The sequence below is a fragment of the Nonomuraea sp. NPDC052116 genome, assembly GCF_040680035.1.
GTDB lineage: Bacteria > Actinomycetota > Actinomycetes > Streptosporangiales > Streptosporangiaceae > Nonomuraea > Nonomuraea angiospora_A.
In genome coordinates this window covers 61,950-77,748 of record NZ_JBFAWA010000023.1, presented here as the reverse complement: position 1 = coordinate 77,748, position 15,799 = coordinate 61,950, and the positions used below count along the sequence as shown (strand labels likewise).

Genomic DNA, 15,799 nt, shown 5'->3' with positions numbered 1-15,799 from the left:
CGTGGATGCTCATGGCTCACGGTGAGTCCCCGCGTGCGACCCCATGAGAGTTGCTCACAGATGGAAGATCACCTGCTCGGCTGGCTGCGAAAACTGAACGAAGACAGGCTGGGCCGTGTCCTGGCCAACAGGCCCGACGCCATCGCCGCTCCCTGGCCGCGGCGGCTCGACACCCTGGCCCAGCGGCTGAGCAACGGCTTCGCCGTGATGGAGACCCTACGGGCCCTGCCGCTGCCCTGCCTGCAGCTCGCCGAGGCCGCCCTGGCCATGACCCGCCCCACCGCCGAGCGGCTGGCCGGCTTCGTGGACGCGCCGGTCGACGAGGTGACCCCCTGGCTGGAGCACCTGTACGACCACGCGCTGGCCTGGCCGGGCGAGGACGGCGTCATCCATCTCGCGGAGGGCGTCGCCCGCTGGTGGTCCGCCCCGCTCAGCCTGGGCGAGCCGCTGGACCACTACCTCAACTCCTGGTCGATCGGCAACGACGCACTGCACGCGCTGGCCCGCAACCTCGGCCTGTCCTCCCACGGCCACAAGCGCCGCGTCATCACCCGCGTCACCGAGGCGCTCGCCGACCGCGAACGCCTCAACGCGCTGCTGCGTGGCGCCCCCGACGGCACGATCCCGTTGCTCGACCGGGTCGCCTGGCAGGGCCCGGCGCTCAACGTCGACGGCGGCCGGTTCGTCACCCCCGGCACGCCGGAGAAGTGGTGCGCCGACCACGGCCTGCTCTTCCGCCCGAGCTGGCACGTCGCGGAGATCCCCCGCGAGGTGGCGATCTGCCTGCGCGGCCCCGGCTACCACCCGGCCTTCCGGCCCGAGGCGCCCGAGGTGGCCACGATCCCGGTCGACCCCGAGGAGGTCGACCACCTGATGACGCTGGCCGCGCCGCACGTGGTCGAGCGGTGCGCGGCCCTGCTCGACAACACCGCCAAGACCCCGCTGCCCCTGCTCAAGACCGGCGGCGTGGGCGTGCGCGAGGTGCGCAGGGTGGCCAAGGAGACCGGCTGCGACGAGGACGAGACGCGGCTGCTCCTGGAGGTCTGCGCGGTGGCCAGGCTGCTGGCCTGGGACGAGCAGTCGGGCGGCATGATCCCCACCGAGCGCTTCGACCGGTGGCGGCTCGACGAGGGCTCGGCGCGACTGCGGGTGCTGCTGGCGGCCTGGTGGCGCATGGAGCGCTCGTCGCTGCGCAAGGTCGACGGCAAGTACGGCACCGTGCTCGGCGACGACCCCTCGGGCAGCGCGGTCGCCAGGATCCGCAGGGCCGTGCTGCCGGTCCTGTCCGGTCTGCCCGCGGGCACGGCGTTCGCCGACCGTGACAGCCTCGTGGCCAACGTCCACTGGCACGCGCCGCTGCTCGACCTGGAGCTGCTGCTGGTCTGCGCGCCCGCCGTGCTCGACGAGGCCACGCTGCTGGGCCTGCTGGCCAACAACGCGATCACCGACCTCGGCCGGGCGATGGCCGGGCTCATCGCCGGACCGGGCGACGAGAACGACGACGCCGTGCCCATGGTCGAGCACGACCCCGTGCTGGCCGAGGCGGCCACCAGGGCGCTGGCCAGCGTGCGCAGGAGCGCGCTGTTCGGCCCCGACCTGACCGCGGTCGTGACCGGGCCGCCGTCGGCGGAGCTGGCGGCGCTGCTCGACCGGGCCGCCGACCGCGAGTCGCGGGGCGCGGCCTCGGTGTGGCGGTTCACGACCGAGAGCGTGCGCCGGGCGCTCGACCACGGCTACGACGCCGACGCCCTGCTCGACGAACTGGCCGGGGTCGGCACGATCCCGCAGCCGCTCGAATACCTCGTACGCGACACCGCGCGCAGGCACGGCGAGGTCACCGTCACCACCGTCGGATGTGTCGTCCAGGCCGGCGACCCCGCGCTGCTGGCCGAGATCGCCGCGCACCGGCGGCTGGGCCGGCTGGGCCTGCGGCTGCTCGCGCCCACGGTGCTGGTGAGCGCCGCGCCGGCCGACCGCACGCTGGCCGCGCTGCGCGAGGTCGGCTACTCCCCCGTGCCCGTCGCCGACACCGGCCAGATCACCATCCACCGCGCCAGGCCCGAGGAGCCGCCGAACGGCAAGCTGATCCTGCTGCCGGGCGGCCAGGTGGCCGAGCTGTCGGAGTTCCCCGGCCTCGCGGAGCTGGAGGTGCCCTACATGCTCGCCGAGCCGACGCCCGACCCGTACGAGCATGCCCGCCGCCTGGTCACCGCCGGCCGGACCGCGGACGACAGGAACGGCCGCACGTGGGCGATCATCGGCAGGATGGCCACCAGGCTGCCGACGGCCCAGCAGTCGCTGCTCGGGTTCGTGGTCGACCGGGGCGTGCGCGCCGGCATCACGCTCACCGACGGGCTGACCGCCACGATCAGCCACGGCGAGCTCAAGGGCGGCGCGCTGGACGCGTGGTGCGAGGAGGCGGGCGACTACCTTGAGTTCCCCCTCGCCGAGATCGTCGAGGTCAGGGGAGCTCTTTAGCCTTCTTCAGGTTGGCCACCAGCCCTTCGAGGAAGGCCGCGTAGCCCTGATAGCTGTAGGGCGCCTCGGCGTTCCACGGGTAGAGCTGGCCGGCCTTGACCGCGGGGAGCTTGGCGAAGGTGGGCTTCTTCATCATCTCCTCGGGCTTGAGCGACTGGGTGCGGGTGTCGTAGAGGATCACGTCGGCGTCGTACTCGTCGGCGTTCTCCCAGCTCAGCGTCTGGAAGAAGCCGCCCTCGTCCACCTTCGCGGGCTTGACGACATCGAGGCCCGCGTCCATCAGGTGCACGATGTCCGGGTACTCCGGCGGGTTGACCACCCACATCGCGTCGGGGCCGCCGGACATCATGAGGATCTTGAGGTTCTTGAACTGCGCGAGCTCCTTGGTGGCGGCCTCCATGCGGGCCTTGGCCTCGGGCACGCCCTGCATGTCGGCGCCGAGTGACCTGGCCAGCTCCTCGTACTTGCCGATCACCTGGGTGGCGCTGCGGCCGGTCAGCATGATGCCCGCGGTCGGGGCGACCTGCTCGATGGTGTCCTTCGACTTCTCGGGCACGTACCAGAGGGTGCCCTTGATGTACATGCTGCTGACCAGGAGGTCGGGCTGGAGCGCGATGTACTGCTCGACGTTGAACTCGTCCCACACGTTGCCCAGGCCCTGGACCTTGGTGATGTCGACGTTGCCGACCTGCGGGTCCTTGGAGCCGTCCTTGAGCTTGTGCGGGCCGAAGACGGCGACGGGGCGCACGCCGAAGTCCCACAGGGCGGCGGCGGCGCCGACCTGGGCGACGATCCTGGACGGGGTCTTGGGCTGCTCGGCCTTCTTGCCGCGGTCGTCGGTGAACGTCCAGCTCTGTGCGGTGGAGGACGAGGCGGTGGGAGCGGCTGACCCGCCGGGGGCCGCCGGCTCGCCGCCGCACGCCGCCAGTGTCAGGGCTGCCGCGAGGCCCGCGGCGGACGCCAGAAAACCCCTGCGAGGCAGAACCGGTCCCGACATGTACATCTCCTAAGGTTAGGCTTGCCTGATTACTGGGCGTTTAGATTAGCCTTACCTAAGTTTGACCGCTACGAGAGGGGGTCGGGTGCGCCCGGCTGAAGACACGGCCCCGCCGCGCTGTGGGGCCACGACGGGCGATCCACCCGCCACCGGCCGCCCCGCTCCCGCCGCAAGGGCCTTCGTGCTCGTCACCGGGCTCGTCGTCACGGTGGGCGTGCTGGCGCTCGTGGCGATGGCGAGCGTGGCGCTGGGGGCGCGGTCCGTGTCGTTCACGACGATGATCGACGCCTTCCTCGCCCCGAACGGCTCCAACGACCACACGGTCATCCGCGAGCTGCGCGTCCCGCGTACGCTGCTGGGCCTCGGCGTCGGCGCGACGCTCGGCCTGGCGGGGGCGCTCATGCAGAGCCTGACCCGCAACCCGCTGGCCGACCCCGGCCTGCTGGGCATCAACGAGGGGGCCGCGCTCGGCGTGACGCTGGCGCTCGGCCTGTTCGGGCTGTCCGATCCGGCGGTCTACGTCTGGTTCGCGTTCGGCGGCGCCGCGCTGGCCTCCGCCGTCGTCTACGCCCTGGCCTCCGCGGGCCGCTCGGGCTCCAGCCCGGTACGCCTCGCGCTCGCCGGCGTGGCCTTCGGCATGGTGTGCACGGCGGTGGCCTCGGCCATCCTGCGCATGGACGCGCAGACGTTCGACCGGATGCGGTTCTGGCTGACCGGGTCGCTGGCCGGGCAGACGGCCGACACGCTGGTGCGGCTGGCGCCGTTCATGGTGGCCGGGCTGGTGCTCGGGCTGCTGCTGGCCAGGCCGCTCAACCTGCTCGCCCTCGGCGACGACGCGGGCAGGGCGCTCGGCGTGGCCGTGAACCGTACCAGGGTCCTCACCGGGGTGGCCGTCACGCTGCTGTGCGGCGCGGCCACCGCCGCCGCGGGGCCGCTGTGGTTCGTGGGGCTCATCGTGCCGCACGTCGTGCGCGCGGTGGTGGGGCCCGACCAGCGGTGGGTGCTCCCTTACTCGGCGCTGGCCGCGCCGGTGCTGCTGCTGGCGGCCGACGTGGTGGGCCGGGTCATCGCCCGGCCCGGAGAGGTGCAGGTGGGGATCGTGTGGGCGGTGATCGGCGCGCCGATCTTCATCATGCTGGCCAGGCGCCGGCGGGTGGCGGCGCTGTGACCATCCGCGTCGGCCCCTGGTCCGTACGGCTCGCGCCCCGCGCCCTGCTCGTCGGCGCGGTCCTCGTCGTGGTCGCCTGCGCGGTGACCGTGGCGGCCATCTCGACGGGCGAGTTCACGGTGCCCGTGCCCGACATCGTCTCCGCCCTCTTCGGCCAGGGCACGCCGGTCGCCGAGCTGATCGTCAACAAGCTGCGCGCCCCTCGCGTGGTGACCGGGCTGCTGGTCGGCGCGGCGTTCGGGGTGAGCGGCGCGATCTTCCAGAGCCTCACCAGGAACCCCCTGGGCAGCCCCGACTTCATCGGCTTCACCGCCGGCGCCTCGACGGGCGGCATCGTCGCCGTCGTGGCGGGCGGCTCGGCGATGGCGATCGCCGGTGGCGCGCTGGCCGGGTGCGTGCTCACGGCCGTGCTCGTGTACGCGCTGGCCTTCCACGGCGGCGTGCAGGGCTACCGGCTGGTCCTGGTCGGCATCGGGGCGAACGCGCTGCTGCTGGCGGTCAACTCGTACCTGCTGACCAGGGCGAACATCAACGACGCGGCCACCGCGGGCGCCTGGCTCACCGGCAGCCTGAGCGGGCGCGGCTGGGATCACGCGATCCCCGTGGCGCTGGCGCTGGCCGTGCTGCTGCCGGTGTGCGCGTTCGTGGCGCGCCCGATGCGGATGATCGAGATGGGCGACGACGCCGCCAAGGCCATGGGGATCCGGGTGGAGGTCGTGCGCGCGGCGGCGATCACGGCGGGCGTGCTGCTGTCCGGGGTGGCCACGGCCGCCGCGGGGCCCGTCGTCTTCGTCGCGCTCGCCGCGCCGCAGCTCGCCCGGCGGCTCACGCGTTCGGCCGGGGTGACGATGGGGGCCTCGGCGCTCATGGGCGCCGTCCTGCTGACCGTCGCCGACCTGGCCGCCCAGCGCGTCCTCGCCCCCACCCAGCTGCCCGTCGGCGTGCTGACCGCCGCCATCGGCGGCACGTACCTCGCATTCCTCCTGCGAAAGGACCGCCACTGATGGCCCGTCTGTCAGGCACCGATCTCACGCTCGCCTACGACCAGCGGGTCGTGGCGGCCGACCTGAGCGTGGCGATCCCCGACGAGTCCTTCACCGTGATCATCGGCCCGAACGCCTGCGGCAAGTCCACCCTGCTGCGCGCCCTGGCCCGGATGCTCAAGCCGAAGTCCGGCGCCGTCCACCTGGACGGGAGCGTGATCACGTCGCTGCCGTCGAAGGAGGTGGCGCGGCGGCTGGGCCTGCTCCCGCAGAGCTCGGTCGTGCCCGACGGGATCACCGTGGCCGACCTGGTGGCCCGCGGCCGCTACCCGCACCAGCGGCTCATGCGCCAGTGGTCGCGCGCCGACGAGGCGGCCGTGTCCGAGGCCATGCGCGCCACCGACGTGGCGGAGCTGGCCGACCGGATCGTGGACGAGCTGTCGGGCGGGCAGCGGCAACGGGTGTGGCTGGCCATGGCGCTGGCCCAGGAGACGCCGATCCTGCTGCTGGACGAGCCGACCACGTTCCTGGACATCTCCCACCAGATCGAGGTGCTGGACCTCTGCGCCGACCTGCACGAGGCCGGGCGCACCATGGTGGCCGTCCTGCACGACCTGAACCAGGCCTGCCGGTACGCGACCCACCTGATCGTCATGCGGGCCGGCGAGATCGTCGCGGAGGGGGATCCGACGGAGATCGTCACGCCTGAGCTGGTGCATCGGGTGTTCGACCTGCGCTGCGAGATCATCCCGGACCCGCAGTCCGGCACCCCGCTCATCGTCCCCGAATCCCGCCGCCGTATCTCCACCTCCGCCTGACCTCACCACCCCTGCGACGACCGGGCCGCGCGGTGGGGTCAGGGGGTGGTGGTGAGGGCGGTGGCGAGGGCGGTGATGGCCGTGGCCGCACGGGCGGGGCCGTAGGCGTCCTTCAGGGCCGCGGCCGCCTCCGCGCCCATCGCGGCCAGCAGCGTGTGGGACAGCGGGTCGGCGTCGCAACCCGGGCGGCACTCGGCCAGCAGGATCGCCACGTGCCGGTGCCAGAAGCGGTAGGCCCCGATCCGGTAGCGGGCCCCCGGGCTGGCGGTCTCCGACATGCGGACCAGGTCCAGGTGGGCGAAGAGATAGTCGAGGTAGGCGGCCACGAAGGCGGTCAGCCGCTCGGACGCGGGAGCGCCGGGCCCGAGGGGCGGCGGGCCGGACAGGACGCGCTGCTGCAGGTCGCGTTCGCGATCGTCCAGGAGCGCCACGGCGAGCCCCGACTTGTCACCGAAGCGCCGGAAGAGCGTGCCCTTGCCCACCCCGGCCTCCGCGGCGACGGCGTCCATCGAGACCGCCTCCACCCCCTTCTCAGCGAACAACCGGGCGGCCGCGGCCAGCACCTTCTCCCGGTTGCGCGCCGCGTCCGCCCGCTCTTTCACCGGCTGGCCGACCAGAAGCTCCAGGGACTCCGACATGATTCGGACTCTAGTCCATTTCAGTGCCCGCCGCCGTCGCTGATGAGCCCGGGGACCCTGCTCAGAGTGCTCCGCAGCGGCGCACAACGAGCAGTGCCAGTGCCCGCGTGACCTCGCGCAGCTCCCTCAGCTCGACCTGTTCCCTGGGGGCGTGCGCGTACCGCACGTCCCCGGGGCCGTAGTGCAGGGTCGGGATCCCGCCGGCCGCGTACAGCCGCAGGTCGCTCCCGTACGGCGCCGCCGCCTCGGCGGGCCGCGCGCCCGTGACGTCGGCGACGGCCCGGCCGACCTCGTCCAGCAGCGCGTGCCCGGCGGGCAGCCGGCCGCTGGCGAACTGGCCGCCGGGCCACGTCACGACCGGCGGGTTCGCGCGCAGCCAGGGATCGGCGACGTCGGCGACCGCCTCCTCGAACGCGGCCCGCGCCGCCGCCGGGTCCTCGTCCAGCCGCACCCCGAGCCGGCCCTCGGCGACCAGCAGGTCGGGCACGGTGCTGGCCCAGTCGCCCGCGCGCACGGTGCCGACCTCGATCGGGTACGGCGCTCCGTCGCCACGGAAGAGGCCGGGCCGAGAGAGATCGGGCCGAGAGAGATCGGAAACGTCCCGGTTGCGCTCGGTCTCCAGCCGCCTGATCGCCTCGAACACCGGCCAGAACGCCTCGACCGCGCTGACCCCCTCGTGCCGCGTGGCCCCGTGGGCGGCCCGCCCGGCGATCTCCAGCCGGAACGTCAGCGCGCCCGCGTTGGCCGTGATGACCGCGCCGCTGGTGGGCTCGGTGATGACCGCGGCCTGCGCCGTGTGCCCCCGGGCGAGCGTGGCGAACGCGCCGAGCCCGCCGTCCTCCTCGCTGATCACGCAGTGCACGGCCAATGGCCTGGCCAGCCTGATCCCGGCCTTCTTGATCGCCCGCGCGACGGCCAGGTTCGCGACCAGGCCCGCCTTCATGTCGCAGGCGCCCCTGCCGTGCAGCACGTCGCCGGCGATCCGGGCGGCGAACGGGTCGTGCCCCTCCCACTTGGCCAGGTCACCGGTCGGGACGACGTCCACGTGGCCCTGGAGAGCCAGCGCCGGCGATCCCTCGCCCTCGGTGACGGCCACGACGCCGTAGCCCTCGCTCCTGGGCGCCTCGGTGCCGGGGAAGCCGGGGCGGGCGGCCAGGCCGGCGAGGTCGAGTTTCCAGACGTCCACGTCCATGCCGGCCTCGGTGAGCAGGCGGGCGAAGCGGTGCTGCAGCTCCGACTCGGCGTCGGTGCCGGTCACGCTGGGGACGCCGACGGTCTCGGCCAGCAGGCTCACGGTCTCGACCTCGTCGATGGCGTTCAGGACGCCGGCCTCCACGTCGCGCATGGAGCACACCTTACTCATGAACCCGAATCGCGCTTTGTGGCGATACAAGGCGTGCGGACATGGGTGAGCTGGATCGTGGTGGTGCCGTTCGCGGGGTGGGCGGCGGTGCGGTTGAGCGGGTTCGAGCCGGACTGGCCGTGGGTGCCGGTGGTGGCGTACACGCCGTACGCGGTGTGCGCGGCAGTGGTGAGCCTGGCGCTGGCCTGCGTGCTGCGCCGGTGGGCGGCGGGCACGGTCGCGCTCGTCACGGTGCTGGCGTTGGTACCGGCCGTGCTCCCCCGGGCCCTGCCCGACGGCAACCCCGACGCCGACGGGCCGGTGCTGCGGGTGCTCGCGGCGAACCTGCTGGTGGGGCGGGCCCACACGGCTGAGCTGATGGCGCTGATCAGCAGGTTGCGGCCGGACGTGCTGACGTTGCAGGAGTTCACGCCGGACGCCATGCGGCGGCTGGACCGGGCGGGGGTGCGCGCGCTGTTGCCGTACGCCGTCACGCGCCCGCGGGAGGGGGTCGGCGGGTCGGCCGTGTACGCGCGGCACCCGCTCACGGCCGGGCAGGCCATCAACTTCGGCGGCTTCGGGCAGGCCAGGGCCTGGCTCAGGCATCCCGGCGGGGCCCGCGTGGAGATCGTGTCGGTGCACCCGTGCGCGCCCAAGCGGATCGGGCGGCAGCCGTGCTGGCAGTCCGGCCTGGAGGCGCTGCCGCCCGCGGGCAAGGAGCTGCGGGTGCTGGCGGGCGACTTCAACGCCACGCTCGACCACCTGCCGGTACGCGCCCTGCTGGCGAGCGGTTACCGGGACGCGGCCGACGTCATGGGGCGGGGATTCGTGGCGACCTGGCCGCAGGAGGGCTCGCGGGTGGACCTGCCGGGCGTGGCGATCGACCACGTGCTGGCGGACTCGCGGATGGCGGTGCGGGAGTTCCAGGTGCTGCCGCTGCCGGGCACCGACCACCGGCCCGTGTTCGCCGAGCTCAGGCTGCCGTGATCGCGCTTCCGGAGTCTCGGGGGTGTCCTGACTCGTAAACTTGGGCTGTGGTTGAGCCCAAGTTCGAAATTCAGATGCTGCACGACCGGGTCATGATCAGGCTGGAGCCGGAGGCACAGGAGCGGCGCAGCGGCTCCGGGATCGTCATCCCCGCGACGGTCAAACTGGCCAACCGGCTGGCCTGGGGCGAGGTGTGCGGCGTCGGTACGAACGTGCGCTCGGTCAAGGTGGGCGACAAGGTGCTCTTCAACCCGGAAGACCAGTCCGAGGTCGAGGTGCACGCGCAGGTCTATCTGGTGATGCGCGAGCGCGACCTGCACGCGGTGGCCACCCAGGAGACCGACCACGGCACCGGCCTCTATCTATGACCCTCGGGTGAAGGAGAGCCAGAGTTCCGCGGCCCACGTCGTACGGGGCAGTTCCGCGAGCACGCGCGTCGTCTTGCCGGTCAGGTCCAGCACCACCAGCCGGTAGGCGGTGCCGCGCGCCACGACGGCGATGACGTGGCTGTCGTCCCACCAGCCGAACAGCGCCTCCGGCCGGGCGTTCACCCGCTGGGCGATCTTGCCGGTGGCCGGGTCGACCAGGCAGAGCTGTTCCTTGAAGCGTGCCGGGCACCAGGTCGTCAGGCGGGTGCCCGACGGCGAGAACGAGTCCTCGGGGCCGGTCGGCAGGCCGACGCCGGCGTAGGTGCGCAGGACCGCGCCGTCCAGGGCCCGGTAGACGCGCAGGCCGGTGCCGTACATGGAGACGAGGTCGCCGTCGGGGCTCCACCAGAAGCCCGCTTTCGCGCTCAGGCCGGTGACCCTGATCGTGCGGGCGGTCTTGGCGGCCACGTCCACGACGGTGTAGCCGATCACGCGCCACGTGCCGCCGGTCTTCTGCTCGACCGTGAGCGCGACCCGCTTCCCGTCGCGGGACCAGGAGGCGTAGGAAGCCGTCAGGGGCTTCTTGACCGTACGGATCCGGCCGGCGGCGCCCGTGGTGCGGTCGGTGACGATCAGGGAGTCGTAGCCCGACCGGTACGCCCTGGGCACGCCTGCCGTCAGCCGGCCGCCGGGCGCGACGGACACTTCGGACAACGCCTGTTGCCAGGTGAACGTGCTCCCGGTCGTGGACCTGAGGTAGGTGCGCTTGGTGCCGAGGCCGTAGGCGGTCAGGCGTACCGGATCACCCGTTGTTTCGCGATATTTCACGCCCGCGGTCCCGGGAAGGACGAGGTCCGCCCGGGCGGCGGGACCCGTAAACCCCGCGGACGCGTGGCCGGAAAGCGTTAAGGACAGCACGACGGCGATTTTGGCGATCACGCCCGCAGAATAGGCAGGAAAGCGCGGAATATCGGGCCGGTATACCGGACCGATCTATATGTGACCCCGGGCGAACGCGATCGCGTCGAAGCCGAGCGTGAGCAGGCCGAAGTAGACGATCACCGCGGCCGCGGCCACCGTCACGACGAGCACGACGACGCGCACCAGCCAGCCCTGCCGCTTGTACCACTCCATCCAGGCGTGCAGCGTGCGCTTGCCGAACTCCAGCACCCTGCGTGCCCAGTGGAACTCCACGGCCAGCACCGCCAGCCCTGCGAACACGACCGCCCACCCCGGCCCGGGGAAGGGCACCATGATCAGCCCGGCCACCACCATGACGGTCCCGATCACGCCGAACACGATCTTCAGCGTGAGCGCGCCCGTGCGCGTGGACCTGATCCCGTCCAGCCACCCGTGAAGGCCCGTACGGCGCTCGGGCATGCTGGAATGCTCGGCGGCCTCGCCCTTGAGCATGTCGGCGTCGCCGGTGTCGGAGTTCTGAACCTGCACAATTCCCCCCCGGCAGTCGGTGTGCCATCCAGGATACGGGCCCTCACTAGGTGCCGACTTGCAGGCGACTAGCAAGGCCTGAAACCCTCCGAATGGCAAAATTTACCGCCAGAAGAGGCTACTTCCGGCAAACATCGGTTAATGTCTGCTATGCCCGAGGTCTTGCTTCGCACCGTCACCGGCCCTGTACGAGCCGCGGCCGTCACCGGCCCCGTACTCCCCCACGAGCACCTGCGTACCGACATGCGCTGGGCCGTGGGCATCGACTCGGACCCGCACCGGTGGCTCGACGAGGAGCAGGCCGTCACCGCCGAGCTCCGCGAGCTGCGCCAGGCCGACGGCCTCGGCCTGGTGGTCGACCTGACCTGCATGGGGATGGGCCGCGACGCCGCCGCCCTGGCCCGCATGGCGGCCGGCAGCCGGGTGCCGGTGATCGCCTCGACCGGCCTGTTCGCCGAACCGTTCACGGACGTCGGCGACGCGGACGTGGACACGCTCACCGCCCGCCTCATGGACGAGATCCTCAGCGGCGTGGACGACATGGGCGTCTTCCCCGGCGTGATCGGCGAGGTCGGCACCTGGGGCGCCGAGCCGACGCCGCGCGAGGAGCGCTGCCTGGTCGCCGCCGCCCGCGCCTCGCTGAAGTCGCGCCTGCCCGTCGCCACGCACGGCGCGCACGCCCCCGCGCTCCTGGAGATCCTGCTCGGCCAGGGCCTGCCGGGCTCCCGGGTGGCCGTCGGCTACGCGGGCACCGACCTGGGCGCGGCCAGGAAGATCGCCGAGGCCGGCGCGTACGTGAGCCTGGGCGTGCTCGGCCTGGGCCCCGACCAGGCGGCCAGGATCGCGCTCGGCCTCATCGAGGACGGCCACGCGGAACGCCTGCTGATCAGCACGGGACTGAGCCGGGTGGCGCAGCTGCGCAAGTACGACGGGCCGGGCTACGCGCACCTCTTCCACGCGCTGCTGCCGCGCCTGCGCGAGGCGGGCGTCGGCGAGGACACGATCGGCCTCATCACCACCGCGAACCCGGTGCGCTGGCTCACAGCCGGAATGGCTTGACCCCAACCTATGTCAAGGTTGCAGACTCGCCTGCATGACCTTCACACCAGCGGAACTTGACTACCTGTCCTCGCAGCACCTCGGCCGGCTGGCCTCGGTGTCGCCCGACGGGCAGGTGCAGAACAACCCGGTCGGCTTCTTCGTCGACGCCGGGACCGGCACGATCACCATCGGCGGACACGCCATGGGCGCGTCCAAGAAGTTCAGGAACGTCGGGAAGGGCAGCACTGTCGCCCTCGTCGTGGACGACCTGGCCTCGGTCGATCCGTGGGTGGTGCGCGGCATCGAGATCAGGGGCACGGCGGAGGCGCTGAGCGACGTGGACCCGCCCGTGCCGTACTTCTCGAGAGAGATCATCAGGATCACCCCGAGGAAGATCACCTCGTGGGGGCTGGACGGCCCGCGCCAGACCCGGAACCTGTGAAAGCTCGCTAGGATCGGGGCGACACGAACCTTGGCCGGGTGGGGATGGTGACGGAGCAGACGCACAGGGCCGGCCGCCTGCGCCGGCCGCTCGCCGCCCTGTCACGCCTGACCCGGGCCGGCGACGTCCCCGTTGTGATCATGCTGGCGTGGGCGGGCTGGCTGGCCGTCCCGTGGTCGTTCAGCGGCCTCGCCCAGGCCCGCGCCGCGGCCGCGGCCGCCGCGGCGGAGGCCGAGCCGCCGCCGTTCTCCACGGAGTCCGTACGCGCCGAGCCACTTTTCACTGGATCGGCCCTTTCCGCCGCGTCCGCCGGCGTCGAGCCGGCGGCGTGGGGCATCCCCGCCGCCCAGCCCCACCGGCTCACCACGGTGCGTTCCACCGACGGCGCCGGGCCCGACCTGCTGGCGGCGGAGCGGGCCAGGATCGCCGGCGAGGTGCACGACGCGGCCGGGCACGGGCTGGCGGCCATCGCCATGCAGGCCGGGATCGCGCTCGTCACCCTGGACGACGACCCCGAGCAGGCGCGCGCCTCGCTGCGGGCGATCAGGGAGACCAGCACGACGGCGCTCGCCCAGCTGCGGGCGGCGCTCGACGGCATCGACCCGCCGGGGGCCGACCTCGCCGGGCTGATCGACGGCGTGCGGGCGGCGGGCGTGCCGGTGGACGTCGAGCCCGCGGACCTCGCCGTGCCCGCCCATCTCCAGGCCGCCGTCTACGGGGTGGTGCGCGAGTCGCTGACCAACGTCCTGCGGCACGCGGGGCCCACCAGGGCGCTCGTGCGGGTGGGCGGGGGTCCGGGCGAGTTCGTGGTGGAGGTGGCCGATCGGGGCGTGGGCCGCACGGGCGCGGGCGAGGGGCGTGGGCTGGCCGGGATGCGCGCCAAGGTCACCGACGCGGGCGGCCATCTCGCCGCGGGACCGCGCGAGGGCGGCGGCTTCCAGGTGACCGCCCGGTTCCCCCGGACCTCCGCGTGACCACCCCGGACGACGCACCCACCCCAAACCGGGCGCCCTCCCCGGACGGCGCGATCCCCTTGGACGGCGCGACCGTCCCGGACGGCGCCACCTCCCCTGAGAGCATGGTCAGGGTGGCCGTCGCCGACGATCAGGCGGTTGTGCGGATGGGGCTGCGGGCCCTGCTGGAGCGCGCGCCCGGGATGGAGTGCGTGGGCGAGGCCGCCGACGGCGCCGCCGCGCTCGCGCTGATCCGCCGCACCCGCCCCGACGTCCTGCTGCTCGACATCCGCATGCCCGGCATGGACGGCCTGGCCGTGCTGCGGGCCATCGCCGACGACCCCGAGCTGCGCGCCACCAGGATCGTCGTGGTGACGACCTTCGCCGTCGACGAATACGTCTTCGCCGCCCTCCAGGCCGGCGCCAGCGGCTTCCTGCTCAAGGACAGCGCCCCGGAGGAGCTGGTCAACGCCGTACGCGTGGTGGCCGCCGGGGAGGCGCTGCTGTCACCGGCGATCACGAAGAAGGTCATCGGGATGTTCGGGCGGCACGGCACCGAGCCGGTCGAAGGGCTGGAGACGCTCACTCCCCGCGAACGGGAGCTGGTGGCGTGGGTGGCCACCGGCCGGTCGAACGAGGAGATCGCCAAGGAGCTGGTGATCAGCCCCGACACCGTCCGCACCCACGTCAGCCGCGCCATGCTCAAGCTGCATGCCAGGGACCGGGCCCAGCTCGTGGTCTTCGCCATGCGAGCCGGGCTCAGCGTGTGACTCAGCGCAGGAACCCTTCGTAGTTGCGCTGCTGGAGCTGGGACTCGATCTGCTTGACGGTGTCCAGCCCGACCCCGACCATGATCAGCACGCTCGTCCCGCCGAACGGGAAGTTCTGCTGCGTACCCGGATCCCGGAGGATCGCGAACGCCACCAGCGGCAGCAGCGCCAGCACCCCCAGGTAGAGCGCCCCGGGCGCGGTCAGCCGGGAGAGCACGTACTCCAGGTATCGCGCCGTGGGCCCGCCCGGCCGGATTCCGGGAACGAATCCCCCGTAGCGCCGCATGTTGTCCGCCACCTCCACGGGGTTGAAGGTGATCGACACGTAGAAGTAGGCGAAGGCGACGATGAGCAGCACGTACACGCTCATGTAGAGGGGATGCGTCCCCGAGGTCAGGTTGAGCTCCACCCACGTCCGCGCCGAGTCCCCCAGCAGCGGCGCCACCAGCGTCGGCAGGTACAGCAGCGAGGAGGTGAAGATCACCGGCACGATCCCCGCCTGGTTCACCTTCAGCGGGATGTAGGTGTTGGTGCCGCCGTACATCCGCCGCCCCACCATCCGCTTCGCGTACTGCACCGGGATCCGCCGCTGCGCCTGCTCCACGAACACCACGGCCGCCACCAGGCACAGCCCGGCCGCCGTCATCACCACGAAGCTCACCGGGCTCATCACGAAGATCTTCGCCATGTACCCCGGGAAGACGGCCACGACCTGCGTGAACATCAGGATGGACATGCCGTTCCCGATGCCCCGGTCCGTGACCAGCTCGCCGAGCCACATGACCACGCAGGCCCCGGCCACCATGGTCAGCACGATCACGGCCACGGGCAGCAGTCCCTCGTCGCGCAGCAGCGGCTTCGCGCACCCGGGCAGCAGCTGCCGGGAGCGGGCGAGCGCGACGATCGTCCCGGCGTTCAGCACGGCGAGCCCGACGGTCAGGTACCGCGTGTACTGGGTGATCTTCGCCTGGCCCCGCTGCCCTTCCTTCCTGAGGGCCTCCAGCCTGGGCACCGTCACGGCGAAGAGCTGCATGATGATGCTAGCCGTGATGTACGGCATGACGCCCAGCGCGAACACCGACAGCTGCAGCATCGCGCCCCCGCTGAGCATCTGCACCATGTCGAACAGCCCGCCCCTGGCCGACCCCACGCACTCCCGTACGGCCACCACGTCCACCCCCGGGGAGGGCATGAGCTGCCCGAGGCGGAACAACGCGATCAGTCCCAGCGTGAACAGCAGCTTCTTACGCAGCTCCGGCACCCGGAACGCCCTGGTCAAGACGGTCAGCATGGTCAAGAAGTCTGACCTGGGCAGTGCCCGGGGTCGTCCGCCGAGACGAGGCACCCGCGTACGCAAATCCGCGT

At 72.5% G+C, this 15,799-nt stretch carries 16 protein-coding genes; 10 read left to right on the top strand and 6 right to left on the bottom strand.

The window, feature by feature from the left end:
- Positions 1-60: 60 nt before the first annotated feature.
- Positions 61-2,478, top strand: coding sequence for a helicase-associated domain-containing protein (locus AB0L65_RS37420; protein ID WP_364255498.1), 2,418 nt, complete (start codon positions 61-63; stop codon positions 2,476-2,478).
- Here the strand turns inward: AB0L65_RS37420 and AB0L65_RS37415 are convergent.
- Positions 2,462-3,475, bottom strand: a complete 1,014-nt coding sequence (locus tag AB0L65_RS37415) for an ABC transporter substrate-binding protein (protein ID WP_364255495.1) — start codon at positions 3,473-3,475, stop codon at positions 2,462-2,464. The genes AB0L65_RS37420 and AB0L65_RS37415 overlap by 17 nt on opposite strands.
- Positions 3,476-3,560: 85 nt before the next feature.
- On the opposite strand from AB0L65_RS37415, the gene AB0L65_RS37410 reads away from it, so the two are divergent.
- From AB0L65_RS37410 to AB0L65_RS37400, 3 genes are read left to right on the top strand one after another with little or no spacing between them, the layout of a single operon-like run.
- Complete coding sequence (locus AB0L65_RS37410; RefSeq protein ID WP_364255492.1) at positions 3,561-4,643, top strand: iron ABC transporter permease; 1,083 nt, start codon at positions 3,561-3,563, stop codon at positions 4,641-4,643.
- Positions 4,640-5,647 (top strand): iron chelate uptake ABC transporter family permease subunit, encoded by a 1,008-nt coding sequence (locus AB0L65_RS37405; protein ID WP_364255489.1) that lies wholly within the window; start codon positions 4,640-4,642, stop codon positions 5,645-5,647. Before AB0L65_RS37410 ends, AB0L65_RS37405 begins: the two co-directional genes overlap by 4 nt.
- Positions 5,647-6,444: an ABC transporter ATP-binding protein gene (locus AB0L65_RS37400; RefSeq protein ID WP_355206402.1), complete on the top strand. Its 798-nt coding sequence runs from the start codon at positions 5,647-5,649 to the stop codon at positions 6,442-6,444. Before AB0L65_RS37405 ends, AB0L65_RS37400 begins: the two co-directional genes overlap by 1 nt.
- Before the next feature lie 38 nt (positions 6,445-6,482).
- On the opposite strand, the gene AB0L65_RS37395 is transcribed toward AB0L65_RS37400, so the two are convergent.
- Complete coding sequence (locus AB0L65_RS37395) at positions 6,483-7,082, bottom strand: helix-turn-helix domain-containing protein (protein WP_364255486.1); 600 nt, start codon at positions 7,080-7,082, stop codon at positions 6,483-6,485.
- A gap of 61 nt (positions 7,083-7,143) precedes the next feature.
- The gene (locus AB0L65_RS37390) at positions 7,144-8,427 is read right to left on the bottom strand and encodes an ArgE/DapE family deacylase (RefSeq protein ID WP_364255483.1); all 1,284 of its coding nucleotides are present in this window, start codon (positions 8,425-8,427) and stop codon (positions 7,144-7,146) included.
- 51 nt (positions 8,428-8,478) lie between these two features.
- Here AB0L65_RS37390 and AB0L65_RS37385 point away from each other — a divergent pair, with 51 nt between their 5' ends.
- Together AB0L65_RS37385 and AB0L65_RS37380 are read left to right on the top strand one after the other, a co-directional pair.
- On the top strand, positions 8,479-9,411 hold the full coding sequence (locus tag AB0L65_RS37385) for an endonuclease/exonuclease/phosphatase family protein (protein ID WP_364255480.1): 933 nt from the start codon (positions 8,479-8,481) through the stop codon (positions 9,409-9,411).
- Positions 9,412-9,458: 47 nt separating this feature from the next.
- On the top strand, positions 9,459-9,779 hold the full coding sequence (locus AB0L65_RS37380; protein ID WP_363963178.1) for a co-chaperone GroES: 321 nt from the start codon (positions 9,459-9,461) through the stop codon (positions 9,777-9,779).
- Here the strand turns inward: AB0L65_RS37380 and AB0L65_RS37375 are convergent.
- Positions 9,774-10,718 (bottom strand): hypothetical protein, encoded by a 945-nt coding sequence (locus AB0L65_RS37375; protein WP_364255477.1) that lies wholly within the window; start codon positions 10,716-10,718, stop codon positions 9,774-9,776. The genes AB0L65_RS37380 and AB0L65_RS37375 overlap by 6 nt on opposite strands.
- A gap of 54 nt (positions 10,719-10,772) precedes the next feature.
- Positions 10,773-11,228: a TIGR02611 family protein gene (locus AB0L65_RS37370; RefSeq protein ID WP_364255474.1), complete on the bottom strand. Its 456-nt coding sequence runs from the start codon at positions 11,226-11,228 to the stop codon at positions 10,773-10,775.
- A gap of 150 nt (positions 11,229-11,378) precedes the next feature.
- On the opposite strand from AB0L65_RS37370, the gene AB0L65_RS37365 reads away from it, so the two are divergent.
- From AB0L65_RS37365 to AB0L65_RS37350, 4 genes are all read left to right on the top strand, one after another.
- Positions 11,379-12,287 carry an aryldialkylphosphatase gene (locus tag AB0L65_RS37365; RefSeq protein WP_364255471.1) on the top strand — a complete coding sequence of 303 codons (909 nt, stop codon included), beginning with the start codon at positions 11,379-11,381 and terminating at the stop codon, positions 12,285-12,287.
- A gap of 34 nt (positions 12,288-12,321) precedes the next feature.
- Complete coding sequence (locus AB0L65_RS37360) at positions 12,322-12,711, top strand: PPOX class F420-dependent oxidoreductase (protein ID WP_364255468.1); 390 nt, start codon at positions 12,322-12,324, stop codon at positions 12,709-12,711.
- 44 nt (positions 12,712-12,755) lie between these two features.
- On the top strand, positions 12,756-13,685 hold the full coding sequence (locus AB0L65_RS37355) for a histidine kinase (protein ID WP_364255860.1): 930 nt from the start codon (positions 12,756-12,758) through the stop codon (positions 13,683-13,685).
- Positions 13,686-13,789: 104 nt separating this feature from the next.
- Complete coding sequence (locus AB0L65_RS37350) at positions 13,790-14,434, top strand: response regulator transcription factor (protein WP_364255857.1); 645 nt, start codon at positions 13,790-13,792, stop codon at positions 14,432-14,434.
- 1 nt (position 14,435) lies between these two features.
- On the opposite strand, the gene secY is transcribed toward AB0L65_RS37350, so the two are convergent.
- A complete protein-coding gene (secY, locus tag AB0L65_RS37345) occupies positions 14,436-15,725 on the bottom strand; it encodes a preprotein translocase subunit SecY (RefSeq protein ID WP_364255465.1) in 1,290 nt (429 codons plus the stop codon).
- Positions 15,726-15,799 lie beyond the last annotated feature (74 nt).

Excerpts from the sequence above, each read along its gene's own strand:
- AB0L65_RS37420 (WP_364255498.1), top strand. The coding sequence starts at position 61 with ATGGAAGATCACCTGCTCGGCTGGCTGCGAAAACTGAACGAAGACAGG.
- AB0L65_RS37415 (WP_364255495.1), bottom strand. The coding sequence starts at position 3,475 with ATGTCGGGACCGGTTCTGCCTCGCAGGGGTTTTCTGGCGTCCGCCGCG.
- AB0L65_RS37400 (WP_355206402.1), top strand. The coding sequence starts at position 5,647 with ATGGCCCGTCTGTCAGGCACCGATCTCACGCTCGCCTACGACCAGCGG.
- AB0L65_RS37395 (WP_364255486.1), bottom strand. The coding sequence starts at position 7,082 with ATGTCGGAGTCCCTGGAGCTTCTGGTCGGCCAGCCGGTGAAAGAGCGG.
- AB0L65_RS37390 (WP_364255483.1), bottom strand. The coding sequence starts at position 8,427 with ATGCGCGACGTGGAGGCCGGCGTCCTGAACGCCATCGACGAGGTCGAG.
- AB0L65_RS37365 (WP_364255471.1), top strand. The coding sequence starts at position 11,379 with ATGCCCGAGGTCTTGCTTCGCACCGTCACCGGCCCTGTACGAGCCGCG.
- AB0L65_RS37360 (WP_364255468.1), top strand. The coding sequence starts at position 12,322 with ATGACCTTCACACCAGCGGAACTTGACTACCTGTCCTCGCAGCACCTC.
- AB0L65_RS37355 (WP_364255860.1), top strand. The coding sequence starts at position 12,756 with ATGGTGACGGAGCAGACGCACAGGGCCGGCCGCCTGCGCCGGCCGCTC.
- AB0L65_RS37350 (WP_364255857.1), top strand. The coding sequence starts at position 13,790 with ATGGTCAGGGTGGCCGTCGCCGACGATCAGGCGGTTGTGCGGATGGGG.
- secY (WP_364255465.1), bottom strand. The coding sequence starts at position 15,725 with ATGCTGACCGTCTTGACCAGGGCGTTCCGGGTGCCGGAGCTGCGTAAG.